The following is a 12,556-nucleotide window of genomic DNA, read 5'->3' on the forward strand; positions in this document are numbered from 1 at the left end:
ACCGTGTTTCCCGGCAATCTGTAGGAGCGGGCCCTGCCCGCGAAATCGCGCGCAGGGCGCGCTCCTACATGGGAATGCTGTCGGTGGGACGGCGTAGGAGCGGACTCTGTCCGCGATTTGGCGGATAACGCCGTAGGCGTTATGCGCCCTACGAACTATCGCGAACGCGGGACCCCAAGCTCGCTCCTACAGTCCCGGGCCAGCCGCGGCGCCCCTCACCGCACCACCGCCAGCTCGAACCCACCCTGGTCCGCGTGCTCGCGCACCTTCATGCCTTCCCCGTTCACCGCCAGGTTTTCCAGCGGCCGCTTGTAGGGCTTGTTGTCCAGGGTCTGCAGGGCGCGGTCCTCGTCGGTGGTCAGCAGCAGCACGTAGCGCTCGCCCTGGTTGGCGCGCACCGGCACCGTGCCTTCGATGAAGGCGTAGCGGTACCAGGTTTCCGGGTTGAGCTTGTACACCGCGTCGCTGACCAGGCGCGTCGGGCGCTTGCGTTCGTCGAGGAACAGCAGCGACGGGTAGACCACCTGGTGGTTGGAGAAACTGCGCACGCGCAGGCCGTAGACCTGCTGCGAGGCCGGCAGCTTCATGGCCACGTAGTAGCTCTTGCCCATGGGGAAGTCGAAGCTGGGGGAGAACTTGTTGAGCTCCTCGTAGCGCGGCTCGTCGGCGTTCAGTTCGGTGAACTCGCCGTCGGCTATCTGCTCGCAGCAGCGCCGCTGCAGGTCCTGGTAGAGGTCGTCGAGGGTCTTGCCGCTGCCCTTGAGCAGGGCCTTCATGGCGTCCGTCTGCTCGCCGCTGCCATCCAGCCCGGGCAGGGCCTGCGGGCGCTGCTTGAACTGCACCTCGCGGCCTTCGGTGAAGGCGATCTGGCTGCGGCGGATGCCGTCGGCGCGGTCCTGGGCGGTGATCGGCGAGTTGTGCATGCGGCCCTGCTCGTCGACCCAGGTGTAGTACGGGTTGCCGTTCTCGCTGCGGACGAAGCCCTTGTCCTCGTAGGCCTCGGCGTCGATGTACTCGGAGGAGTGGTCGCCGTTGGGCAGCACGTAGTCGCCGCGCCCGGCGGGCACCTGGTTGCCGGCGTAGAAGCTGTTCTGCAGGTTGCCCTGGCCATCCACCCAGGTGAAGTAGCGGCGCTTGCTCTCCCCCGCCGGCGCGCTGCCGGGCCAGAGGGTGCCGCCGTCGTCGCGCTGGCGGGCGCGGTCGCTCTGGTCGATGCGCTTGGCCGCCTGGCGCTGCTGCTGGCCGTAGCCGGCGTCGACGAAGGTGTTGTGCACCTGGCCGCTGTCGTCGATCCACGACAGGTAGCGCCCGGCGTCGGCCAGCGCCGGCAGCGGCGCGGCCGCCGTGGCCAGCAGGCAGAGGAGCAGGTGGCGGGAACGCTGCATCCGTCCGGTCCTCAGAAGGTGGTGTTGTAGGTCAGTGCGAAGATATAGGCCTTCACCGTGGTGTGTACATCCATGCCGGCATAGGGGTTGTAGACCAGGTTGTCGATGCCGGTGCAGGTCAGGTTGCAGCTCTGCCCGTTCTTGATGCTCTGCTTGGAGACGAAGTAGTTGAAGCCCAGGTCGATGTTGGTGTCCTTGTCCCAGCGGTAGCCCAGGCCCAGGCCGTACAGGTCGGCGTCGCCGATGGGCACCAGGGCGTCGGCCTTGCTCTTGGGGATCGCCGAGGGCCGGTACTCGTAGCCGGCGCGCAGCTGCAGGCGGTCGTTGACGTCGTACTGCACGCCCATGGCGTAGCTCCAGGTGTCGCGGTAGCCACGGTCGAGGATGATGCTGTGGTCGGTGGCGCCGTTGGGCGCGAAGTTCTTGGCGATGCGCAGCAGGTCCAGTTCCTTGTCGAACTCGATCTCCAGGTTGTTCCAGTCGCTGTAGCCGCTCCACTTCAGATCGAAGTTGAACTGCCAGTCGTCGAACGGGCGCAGCTTGATGCCGGTGGAGAAGTTGTCCGGGTTGGTCATCTTCAGCGTGGCCACGCCGTGCTCCTCGTCGGCGTTGCCGTAGGGGAACAGGGGGCTGAGGAAAGCGCCGAACACCGAGTTCTGCAGGCCGGACCAGAAGCCCTGCCAGTCCTTGGTGTAGTCCACCCGGTACTTGCCCTTGAGCTTCATGCGCGACTCGCTCTGGTACACCGCGCCCCAGGCGAACCAGTCGTTGGGCTCCCAGAGCACGCCGAGGTTGTAGCTGGGCGAGAGGGTCTGCTGCATGTCCAGCTTGAGGTTGGCCAGGGTGTCGTAGGGGCCGATGCGGCCGCCGCAGACGTTGAACACCAGCTCGACGATCTCCTGCGCGCCGGGCACGCAGGTGGTGTCGTGGAGGGTCTGCAGCAGGCCGGTGAGCAGGCCCGGGTTGCGGAAGTCGGTGTCCAGGGCCATGGCCTGGTGCGAGAAGCCGATGGACAGGCCGAACGACAGGCTGTCGTTCATCTGGTAGCCCACCGAGGGCGAGAAGTAGGTCAGCCGCTGCAGCGACACACGGCGGCCGTCGTAGCGTCCCGGGTCGCTGTCCGAGTCACGCGAGTAGCCCAGCGCCTGCGGCGTGTAGACGTTGGTGGCGAAGGTGAACTTGGAGCCCGGCGGGTTGATCGACAGGCCCGCCAGGGGCGCCACCAGCATGGGCACGTCGGTCATGCCGCCCAGGCCGGGCAGGTACATGGTCGGCGTCATGGTGCGGCTGTGGGAGTTGGCCACCGGGTCGTCGCTGACGCCGAAGGTGCTCTCGCCGTAGTTCGGCGGCGCGTGGAAGCCGGCGCGGATGTCCATCACCCCGCTGACCAGCTTCACCGTGGTCTGCCGGCCCTTGAGCTTGGTCAGGGCGGCGGGGTTGTAGTGCACCGCGTCGATGCCGGTGGAATCGGCGGTGACCGCGTTGCCCAGGGCCATCGCCTTGGGGTTGCCGATGGTGATGTCGTTGGCCAGTTGGGCCTGGGCCGGCAGAATCCAGCCAAGCCCCGCCCCTGCCATCGCCAGCAACAGTGGCGAAATGCGCTTCGTCATGGGAACTCCGCTCGCCGTTTAGTCGGGCTTCAGGCCCTTGATATCCAGGGGCAGGGAAACCCCCAGCAAGATATCCGGTGAGTCTTCGGTCAAGCCGAAGCCGGCGTTCACGTTGACGATGTAGTCAGGCGAGGTTCGCAGGCCGAGCGAGAAGTTCATGACCGCGCTGGTCTGCTCGGGAGCCTCTACCGTGCGGGTGTCGAAGTGGTAGCGGCTCTTCATCTGGTAGGCCATCTGGTAGGAGGTGGCCAGGGACACGTCGTAGGACAGCGCGTAGGCCATGCCCATGGCGAAGTTCAGGGTGTCGCCCGGGGTGACCTTGTTCAGCTCCTCGCCATACTGGTTCTGGTGGATGTTGTCCACCTTCAGGTTGTAGGTGTAGCCGAGCGAGCCATAGAGCACGACGGGGTCGATCACGTAGGACATGTTGGCGCCCACGCCCAGGCTGTAGTAGCCGTTGCCGGTGGAGACGTCGTTGTCCGGGTTCATGTCGAACGGGCTGTCGCCGGTGGGCAGGCCGAGGGTGGCGTAGAAGGTGGTGACCGGGCGCCCGCGCATCGCCGCCCAGGGCTGCCAGCGCAGGGTGGCGGAGATGTCGCCGAGGCTGTAGGCGTGGATGTCGCGCTCGGTGTCGTACTTGGCCACGAAGGGCAGGCGCAGGCTGAAGGTCAGGTTGTCCCAGACGCCGTAGTCGAAGGTGAAGGAGTTGGTGAAGGTGTGCTGCGCCTCGCTGGTCGCCAGCACGCTGTAGACGCTCTCGCCGGTGCGCACCTGCTGGATGCGGGTGTCGCGCATCATCGAATAGTCCAGGCCGTAGGTGAGGGTCCGCTCGCCCTTCTTCAGCAGGGTGTAGCTCTTCTCCGCCGCCTGGAACACCTCTTCCAGGGCCTTGGCGCTGTCGGCATCGTCGGCCTTCTTGGCCAGCGCGTCACGCGCCTGGTCGACCGAGCCTTCCTCGGCAGGCGCCGGGCCCGAAGCCAGCAAGGCCAGTATGGCGGCGCACGCATACCCCCTGAATCTCATGATGCAATCCCCTGGTCTTGTTCTTATGGAAGGATGGAAACGCCGCTCACTTGCTGCGTATGAATTGCACGTCGCCCTTGGACGCGGCCTCGATCATCTGGTTGCTGGTGAACTTGCTCATCTCCGGGAACTCGCGGAAGGCCAGCAGGCTCACGGTGCGGTCGTCCACCAGGCGCAGGTCCTGCTCCTTCAGGGCCAGGGCGTTGTGCGGTTCCTGGCCGCCGGGGTAGATGACGAAGAGCACGTTCTGGTCCCAGATGGCCTCGAAGCGGCTGCGGGTGAAGCTGATGTTGCCCAGGGCGGGATCGGCGACGAAGACGTGGTCGTTGTAGACGTCGCGCACCACCACGAAATGCTTGAAGCCGCCGTAGTGGATGGGCACCAGCGCCGGGTGCTCCAGCGAGTCCAGGTCGGCGAACTCGGCGCGGAAGCCGCCGCTCTTGTAGCCCAGCGCGGCCGCGTAGCGCTTCATGTCCAGCAGCGAGAAGCCGCGGCGCTGGACGATCTTGTCGGCCTCGCCGTACTTCAGCAGGCCTTCCATCACCTGGCGTTCCTGCAGGTTGCGGCCCAGGTAGTAGTCCAGCAGGGTGGTCAGCGCCGCCGATCCGCAGCTGTAGTCGTAGGCCTGGCGGATGACATTGCGGAACTGCACCTGGCTCATGGGTTCGAGCTGCACGGACTCGCGGAAGGGGCCGTTGGGCGTGAGCTGCTGGGTGATGTTCACCGTGCCCTGGGATTGCGGTTTGGTGTCCACCGTCTGGGTGAAACCGAACAGGCCGAGCAGGCTTCCCAGCAGTATCTCGAACATCCCCTCTCCTCTCTCCTGGAAAAACCCTTGCCGGCACGGGCCGGCAAGGGGATACGCGTCACACGACCGATGGATCAGTGGCCCCAGATGCGGACCTGGGAACCGGCCATGTTCAGGTTGGAAACGGTCAGCGAACCGATGCTGGCGGCGCTGGTGTCGCCCACCTTGATGGCGCCCACCGAGACGTCGCCGGTCATGCCCGGCAGGCCCAGGGCCAGCTGCTGGGTGTCGGCGGTACCGATCTTGGTGGTGACCACGTCGACGGTCAGCGGGTTGGCGTCGTCGATCTTCAGGGCGGTGCCGCCCGGGCCGGTCAGGGTGATGTTCTCCAGGCGCAGGGAACCGGACTTGGTGTCGTCGATCTTGTCGGTGTAGACCACCGCCCCGATGCTCGCCTTGAAGTCACCGGCGATGCTGATGCCGTCCTGGCCGGTCACGCCGGCGAGTGCGGAGTCGTCCATGGATTTGAGATCGGCATGGGCCAGGAAGGGAGCGGCCAGAACAGCGCTTGCAAGAACCAGTTGTTTGATTTTTTTCATTCTTGTTTCTCTCCAGTGTTCAGGTGGGATTGCCCCAGGGCACTGCAGGAGGCGTCCTGCCCCGCTGCAGGTTGGCCGGCCAAGCCGACCCTCCAGACCCGCGCCGTCTTCCCTAGGTGCCGCGGGCATGGATTCGTGAAGCACCAGGCTTCGCGTCCTGTTTTCCAAGCTACTGGCCAACCCCCCACCTGCCAGCCCATCCAAGGGATGGAGCCGGACGATCCCCGCGCATCAGGCTTCGCTGAGCAATCCCAGGCTCTTGCCCTTGAGTACCGCCTGGGTGCGGCTGCGCACCCCCAGCTTGGCGAACAGGTTGTGCAGGTGCCACTTGATGGTGGCCTCCGACAGGTGCACCGCCTGGGCGATATCGCGGTTCGAAAGCCCTGCCGCCACCAGCCGCAGGATTTCCCGCTCGCGATGGCTAACATCCTGATTTTCCTCGAAACCTGCAGGGTCCACGGACAGCCTGCGGCACTGTTCGCGGAGCAGTTCGGCCACCCCCTGCCAGGCCGCCGCGCGCTTGGGCTCGGCCTCGCGCCAGGCATCCCAGAACGGCAGCAGCCAGACGGCGTCGTCCTGGAACAGCCGGCGGTAGCCCAGGTTCCAGGCTTCCTCGAGGGTGGGGGCGAACAGGGCGAAGGCCTTTTCGCTGTTACCTTTCTGCCAATACGCCACAGAAAGTAACAAGGCCAGGCGCAACCGCCGGTCGCGCTGGTAGGGCGAGGCGTTCGCCGCCAGCGCCGATTCCAGACGCTGCTGGGCGCGCTCGGCGCGCCGTTCCGACAGCGCCACCCGCGCCTCGGCCAGGGCCAGCGCGGCCTGGGCGTCGGCATAGCGTTCGGTGGAGAGGCCCGACAGGTGCCGCGCCAACTGCAGGCAGACGCGCTCGGCCTCGTTCGGCCGGCGCAGCCACAGCAGCAGCTGCACCTTGCAGCCCATGGCCAGCGCATAGACGCGTTCGTAGCCCGGCGACTGCAGGCCGGCCAGCCATTCGTCGAGCTGCGCCAGGCCCTGTTCGGCCTCGCCGGCGAAGAACCGCGCCTTGGCCATCACCAACTGGCCGCGGCTGATCAGCTCCATGGGCGTGGCGACGTCGCGCCAGGTGGTGGCCAGCGGCAGTTCAGCGAGGATGGCGGCATGGCGGTCCTGCTCGTAGAGGATGTCGGCATAGGCCAGGGCCAGCGGCCCGCCCACCCGGCTGCGCCGGCCGAAGACGCGCTCGACGCGGCTGCGCGCGCCCTCGGCGATGGTCCGGCCGCGCTCCAGCTCGCCGCTCTCCTTGCAGATCAGCGCCTCGATCATGCTTGCCACCACCTGCAGGTACTCGCTGTCGGCCATGCGCAGGCACTCGCGGGCCACGCCGATGGCGCCGGCGGCCTCGGCGTAGTCGCCCAGCAACGCGTGGGCGGCGGCGAGGATGCAGGCCAGGCTGGCGCGGAACACCGGCTGGTTGGCCGGCACCAGCGCCAGCCACTGGCGCGACACCTTGAGGCTGGCCTCCAGCTTGTCCTGGTACAGCAGCACCAGGGCCTTGAGCACCTGGGCCACGGCCAGCAGCTCGGCCAGGCCGAAGTTGCGCGCCTTGCCCTGCCCCATCAGCAGGCGGGCGCTGAGTTCCTCGATGAGCGCCTCGGCCTCGGCGAACTTCTGCTCGAAGGCCAGCTGCCAGGCGTAGAAGATCTGGAACACCGGGTGCTCGCGGATCACCTCGGCGGGAATGCCGCCGAGCATGCCGAGGATGCTGTACACCCGGTTGCCGGCGATCAGCCGGGCGCCCTGGCGCTCCAGCAGGTCGGCGGCGAAGGCGTAGTCGCGGGCGCGCAGGGCGTAGCGCACGGCGCGGTCGGCCATGTCGCGGCTTTCGCACCAGCGCGCGGCGGCGTTGAGCAGCGGCGTGGGGTCGGCGCTGCGGGTCAGGCGGCCCTGGAGGAAGTCGGCGAACAGGTGGTGGTAGCGGAACCACTCGCGCGCATCGTCCAGGGGGATGATGAACAGCTGCTCGTTCTGCAGGCGCATGAGCATGTCCAGGCCGTCGCGGCGCCCGGTCAGGGCGTTGCACAGCTCGGCGCAGAACTCGTCGAGCACCGAGGTCTGGTCGAGGAACTGCTGCAGCGCCGGCGGCAGGCTGGCCAGCACGTCCTCGGCGAGGTAGTCGGCGATGTCCCGCTCGGTGCCCGACAGGCTGCGCAGGAAGCCTTCGCGGTCGCTGTGCCGGGCCAGCGCCAGGGCGGCCAGGTGCAGCGCGGTGATCCAGCCCTCGGTGCGCTTGTACAGCAGGCCCAGCTCGGCGTCGTCCAGCTGCAGGCCCTTGAGTTCCAGCAGGTAGGTGTCGGCTTCCTCGCGGGTCAGGCGCAGGTCGGCGCCGTTGAGGCAGAAGGCCCAGGGCGCCAGCGCCGGCTCGTCCACCAGGAAGCGCGGGCGATAGCGGGTGCTGGTGACCAGGCGGACATTGTCCGGCAGGTGCTCGATCAGGTAGCGCGCCCCCGGCTGCAGGGCCGGGTGGCGGATCTGGTGGAAGTCGTCGAGGAACAGGTAGATCGCCCCGTCGATACGCTTGAGGTCGGCGAGGAAGGCATCCAGCAGCCCTTCCAGCGGCAGGGTCATGTCCGACTGCAGCAGGTTCGAGGTGTTGGCGCCGAAGCCGGGGGCGACGCTGCGGATGCTCTCCACCAGGTACTGCAGCAGGCGCTGCGGCTCGCTGTCGCCCTCGTCGCACGACAGCCAGGCGACCAGCGCGCCGCTGGCCAGCAGGCGCTCGCGGAACAGGCTGAGCACGGTGCTCTTGCCGAAGCCGGCCGGCGCGCTGAGGATCAGCGCGCGCTGCTTGCGCGCCGCGAACAGGCGGTCGATGAGCGCGCGCCGCGGCAACAGCAGCGTACCCTCGGTGCGCGGCGGGAACAGCTTGGTGCGCAACAGCGGCAGGGGCGGCTGCTGGGAATTGAGTGTGGTCATGTCAGAGCAGGCTCAGTTCGCGGGCACGGCGAATCGCTTGGGTCCGATTGCGCACCTTGAGTTTCTCGTAGATGTTGTGCAGGTGCCATTTGACGGTGCCCAGGGCCAGCGACAGCTGCTGGCCGATCTCCTCGTTGGAGAGGCCCTGGGCCGCCAGGCACACCACTTCCCGCTCGCGGTCGGTCAGCCCTTCCTCGAGCACGTCCTGTGCCTTGCGCGTTTCCTGGCCGGGCCAGAGCCCCAGCAGGCTGCGGATGAACACCTGCAGCGCCGGCTGGCGCTCGGTGGCCTCCAGTTGCTGGAGCATCAGGCGGATGCCCTCGCCCTCTTCGATGAACAGGCTGCGCACGCCTTCGCGCTCGGCGCCCACCAGGCACTGCCCGAGCAGGCTGTTGGCGCGTTCCTGGTAGCCCAGGCGCTGGTAGCTGAGCGCCGCCAGCAGGTCCAGGCGCAGGCGCTGCAGGCCGTGCCAGTTGGGCTGCAGCAGGCCGCGCAGCTGGGTGATCTCGTGCAGCGCCTCGCTGAAGTGGCCGCGCGCCTGCAGCAGGCGCACGCGGCTCAGGCCGCGCACCCAGAGCACCGGGTTGAACGGCCCCTGGCGGTAGGAGGCGGCGAGCTTCTGCCAGTCGATGCCGTTCAGGCGCTGTTCGGCGCGCTTGCAACGGTCCGCCGCCGGCTCCTGGAGGATCAGGTTGATCTCTTCGCCCACTGCCATGGCGAAGATGCGCCAGGAATGGTTGCGCGAGGCCAGGCTCTGCATCAGCCCGAGAGTCGCCTGGGCCTCCTTGCCGCGCCCCTGCAGGCGCTGCACCCGCGCCAGGCACTGCATGCCCTGGGCATAGAGGTCGATGGGGTTGATCACGTCGACGCGCCCCAGCGCCCAGCGCAGGCGTTCTTCCAGGCCGTCGACGTCCATGCGGTAGTAGGCGGTCAGGCCCTCGGTGATGGCCGGCAGGGCCAGCGCCTGGGAACGCCGGTCGAACAGCGGCACGGCCTGCTGCTTGACGCGCTCCACCAGCAGCTGCGCCTGCTTCACCTGGCCCTGCTCCAGGGCCAGCATCACCTCGATGGTGGACAGCTGCATGTGCAGGTAGCGGCCGTCGAGGAAGTGGTTGCGCTGCTGCGCCAGGCCCATCAGGCGGCGCGCCTGCTCGGGCTGGCCGTGCATGACCTGGGCGAAGGCGGCGACCAGCAGCACGGCGCATTCGAGGAAGGCCGAGTTCTGCCCCAGCTGGCTCTCCACCCGGCGGGCCAGGGCGATGCACTGCTCGAGGTCGTCCTTCTGCAGCGCCAGCACGGCCTTGACCGCCAGCGCCGAGAGGTACTGGTCGCCCATCGGCGTCTGCGGCTTGCCGTCGCTCCAGCGCGCCAGCAGCTCGTCGAGCATGCGGTTGGCCTCGGGCAGGCTCAGCTCGCTGGCGCGGGTCCAGACGTCGCTGAGCACCAGGATGGGGTAGCGCGCGGCGATCTCGTCGGGCACCTGCCGACGCCAGCGCGAGATCAGGTACAGCTGGCCACGGTTGATCAGCTCCAGGCCGTAGCCGTCCACCAGCGCGGCGAGCATCTCCGGGTCCTCGGCCAGGCAGGCGTGCTCGATGGCCAGGGTCGGCATGTGGTGGTTGGTGAACCACAGGCTGGCGTTGAAGTGCAGTTGCTTGAAGCGCTCCGGCTCGCGTTCGCGCAGGTGCGCGCGGAGGAAGTCGGCGAACAACTGGTGGAAGCGGTACCAGTGGCGCTCGCGGTCCAGCGGCATGAGGAACAGCTGCAGGCTGTCCAGGCGCTCCAGCAGGGCCTGGCCGTCCTGGCGTCCGGTCAGGGCGTTGGCCAGCTCGCCATTGAAGCGGCTCGCCACGCTGAGCGTCAGCAGGCTGTCGCGGATGTCCTGGGGCAGGCGTTCGAAGACGCTGCGCAGCAGGTAGTCGCCGACCTCGGCGGGGCCGCCGCCGAGCCCGGCCAGGTCGCGCTGGGCGCCGGCGGGTGGCTGGCGCAGCCACAGGCCGAACAGTTGCACGCCCATCACCCAGCCCTCGGTCCGGGCGTACACGGCCTTCAGGCAGGCCTCGTCGAGCTCCACGCCGCCACCGCTCAGGTATTCGCGGGTCTGCGCCTCGGAAAGCCGCAGCTCTTCCACCCCCACTTCCAGCAGCAGGCCCTTGGCCCGCCAGGTGGCGAGGTTCAGCGGCGGCTGCGAGCGGCTGCCGATGGCCAGGGTCAGGCCCGGCGGGGCGTACTGCACCAGGCGGTTGAGGCCGGCGAAGATGTCCGGGTGGGTGATCCGGTCCAGGTCGTCGAGCACCAGCAGCAGCGGCACGTCGACCCGCAGCAGGTCGCAGAGCAGGCTTTCCATGACCGCCACGGCCGGCACCCGCAGCGTATTGTGCAGGTAGGCGGCGGCATCTGCGCCGACGTCCGGCAGGCTGGCGGCCAGCGCCTCGGTGAGCTTGCCGCAGAAGCGCCCGGGGTCGTCGTCGGAGCCCTCAAGGGAAAGCCATACCACCTTCTGCCCCTGCGCTTCGCGGCGCTCGGCGAGCAGGGCCAGCGCGGCGCTCTTGCCGAACCCGGCGGGGGCGCTGAAGAGCAGGACGCGATGCTGGGTGGAACGCTCCAGGGCAGCCTGGAGCTGGGGGCGGTACTGGTATTCGGCAGGCACCCCGGAGGATGTCGATCTGGTACGCAGAAGGCTGCCGGCTGCGGTTTTTAGCACTACGTCCACGGCCTCTATCCCTGTTTCATTATCGTTGTGGTACGGAGCATGGCTTCCGCGGGATAATCCAATTCTTATCAGAATGCTTACCTTGCGTAAACCGAAGAGAAGGGCTCTAGCATCGACTCTTCGGGCGTGCGCAAGAATGGCTCTCAGCCTAGCCCAGGGTTCCTGTTCCTACCTATGTCCCGCTACTTCGTACACCCGCTCCCCTACCGGGAAGACCCGACGGCGCGCTTCGCCCGTATCGCCGGCGCGCCCGGCGCCGTGCTCCTGGACGCCGGCAGGCCTGGCGCCAGCCGTGGACGCTATGACCTTATGAGCGCCTGGCCATTGGCAGAACTGGCACCGGCCGCCGACGAATCGGCCAAGGCGTTCTTCGCCCGCCTGCGAACGGCGCTGCAGAGCCTCGGACAGGCCGAAGCGGCGGAAGTGCCGGACCTGCCATTCGTCGGCGGGCTGATCGGCTACCTGGGCTACGACCTGGGGCGGCGCATCGAACGCCTGCCGCAGCACAGCCGGGACGACATCGGCCTGCCCGACGCGCGGGTCGGCCTGTACGCCTGGGCGCTGGTCACCGACCACCAGCTCGGCAGCAGCCAGCTGGTGTTCCACCCGCACCTGGAAGCCGCCGAGCGCCAGCGCCTGCTGGCGCTGTTCGAGGCCGACGAGGCGCCGGCGCCGCTGCCGCCCTTCCGCCTGCACGCCGGCTTCCGCCCGGACCTGAGCCGCGAGCAGTACCGCCAGGCCCTGGAGCGGGTGCAAAGCTACATCCTCGCCGGCGACTGCTACCAGGTGAACTACACCCAGCGCTTCCGCGCGCCCTGCAGCGGCGCGCCCTGGCAGGCCTACCTGGCCCTGCGCGCGGCCTGCCCGACGCCCTTCGCCGGCTACCTGGGCCTGGGCGAGGGCGCCATCCTCAGCCTGTCGCCCGAGCGCTTCATCCGCATGCACCGGCGCCAGGTGGAGACGCGCCCGATCAAGGGCACCCGCCCGCGCGGCCGCACGCCCGCGGAGGACGCGGCCAACGCCGAGGAGCTGCTGGCCAGCCCCAAGGACCGCGCCGAGAACCTGATGATCGTCGACCTGCTGCGCAACGACCTGGGGCGCAGCTGCACGCCCGGCACGGTGCGGGTGCCGGAGCTGTTCGCGCTGGAGAGCTACCCCAACGTGCACCACCTGGTCAGCAGCGTGACCGGCGAGCTGGCCGCCGGCAAGGACGCCCTCGACCTGCTGCTGGGCAGCTTCCCCGGCGGCTCCATCACCGGCGCGCCCAAGGTCCGCGCCATGCAGATCATCGACGAGCTGGAGCCGAGCCGCCGCGGCATCTACTGCGGCAGCCTGTTCTACCTGGACGTGCGCGGCGAGCTGGACAGCTCCATCACCATCCGCACCCTGCTGGTGAAGGACGGCCAGGTCAGCTGCTGGGGCGGCGGCGGCATCGTCGCCGATTCGGACTGGGAGGCAGAGTACGCCGAGTCGCTGACCAAGGTGGACGTGCTGCTGCGCACCCTGGAGCGCCTCGGCGACTGAGC

General features: G+C 68.3%; 8 protein-coding genes. 1 reads left to right on the top strand and 7 read right to left on the bottom strand.

Going from position 1 to position 12,556, the window contains the following annotated elements; genetic code table 11:
• Positions 1 to 215: 215 nt before the first annotated feature.
• The 7 genes from VV867_RS26575 to VV867_RS26605 all read right to left on the bottom strand — a co-directional run bounded on the left by VV867_RS26575 (position 216) and on the right by VV867_RS26605 (position 11,030).
• Positions 216 to 1,385, bottom strand: a complete 1,170-nt coding sequence (locus VV867_RS26575; RefSeq protein ID WP_275626988.1) for a MalM family protein — start codon at positions 1,383 to 1,385, stop codon at positions 216 to 218.
• Between the two features lie 11 nt (positions 1,386 to 1,396).
• The gene (locus VV867_RS26580; protein WP_109933332.1) at positions 1,397 to 2,995 is read right to left on the bottom strand and encodes an outer membrane protein transport protein; all 1,599 of its coding nucleotides are present in this window, start codon (positions 2,993 to 2,995) and stop codon (positions 1,397 to 1,399) included.
• A gap of 18 nt (positions 2,996 to 3,013) precedes the next feature.
• Positions 3,014 to 4,018: a transporter gene (locus tag VV867_RS26585; protein ID WP_275626989.1), complete on the bottom strand. Its 1,005-nt coding sequence runs from the start codon at positions 4,016 to 4,018 to the stop codon at positions 3,014 to 3,016.
• Between the two features lie 46 nt (positions 4,019 to 4,064).
• Positions 4,065 to 4,826, bottom strand: coding sequence for a C39 family peptidase (locus VV867_RS26590; protein WP_109933334.1), 762 nt, complete (start codon positions 4,824 to 4,826; stop codon positions 4,065 to 4,067).
• Positions 4,827 to 4,900: 74 nt separating this feature from the next.
• Complete coding sequence (locus VV867_RS26595) at positions 4,901 to 5,365, bottom strand: DUF6160 family protein (RefSeq protein ID WP_009618705.1); 465 nt, start codon at positions 5,363 to 5,365, stop codon at positions 4,901 to 4,903.
• 231 nt (positions 5,366 to 5,596) lie between these two features.
• Positions 5,597 to 8,317, bottom strand: a complete 2,721-nt coding sequence (locus tag VV867_RS26600; protein WP_275626990.1) for a helix-turn-helix transcriptional regulator — start codon at positions 8,315 to 8,317, stop codon at positions 5,597 to 5,599.
• A 1-nt stretch (position 8,318) separates the two neighbouring features.
• Entirely contained in the window at positions 8,319 to 11,030 is a 2,712-nt protein-coding gene (locus VV867_RS26605) for a LuxR C-terminal-related transcriptional regulator (RefSeq protein WP_275626991.1), read from the bottom strand.
• A 174-nt stretch (positions 11,031 to 11,204) separates the two neighbouring features.
• Between VV867_RS26605 and pabB the strand changes: the two genes are divergently transcribed.
• Positions 11,205 to 12,554, top strand: a complete 1,350-nt coding sequence (pabB, locus tag VV867_RS26610; protein ID WP_275626992.1) for an aminodeoxychorismate synthase component I — start codon at positions 11,205 to 11,207, stop codon at positions 12,552 to 12,554.
• The last annotated feature ends 2 nt before the right edge of the window (positions 12,555 to 12,556 follow it).

This window comes from Pseudomonas sp. JH-2 (genome assembly GCF_036231725.1).
Classification (GTDB): domain Bacteria; phylum Pseudomonadota; class Gammaproteobacteria; order Pseudomonadales; family Pseudomonadaceae; genus Pseudomonas; species Pseudomonas delhiensis.

What these genes read in the sequence shown, in the direction of transcription:
- VV867_RS26575 (WP_275626988.1), bottom strand. Translation starts at nt 1,385, where the DNA reads ATGCAGCGTTCCCGCCACCTGCTCCTCTGCCTGCTGGCCACGGCGGCC.
- VV867_RS26580 (WP_109933332.1), bottom strand. Translation starts at nt 2,995, where the DNA reads ATGACGAAGCGCATTTCGCCACTGTTGCTGGCGATGGCAGGGGCGGGG.
- VV867_RS26585 (WP_275626989.1), bottom strand. Translation starts at nt 4,018, where the DNA reads ATGAGATTCAGGGGGTATGCGTGCGCCGCCATACTGGCCTTGCTGGCT.
- VV867_RS26590 (WP_109933334.1), bottom strand. Translation starts at nt 4,826, where the DNA reads ATGTTCGAGATACTGCTGGGAAGCCTGCTCGGCCTGTTCGGTTTCACC.
- VV867_RS26595 (WP_009618705.1), bottom strand. Translation starts at nt 5,365, where the DNA reads ATGAAAAAAATCAAACAACTGGTTCTTGCAAGCGCTGTTCTGGCCGCT.
- VV867_RS26600 (WP_275626990.1), bottom strand. Translation starts at nt 8,317, where the DNA reads ATGACCACACTCAATTCCCAGCAGCCGCCCCTGCCGCTGTTGCGCACC.
- pabB (WP_275626992.1), top strand. Translation starts at nt 11,205, where the DNA reads ATGTCCCGCTACTTCGTACACCCGCTCCCCTACCGGGAAGACCCGACG.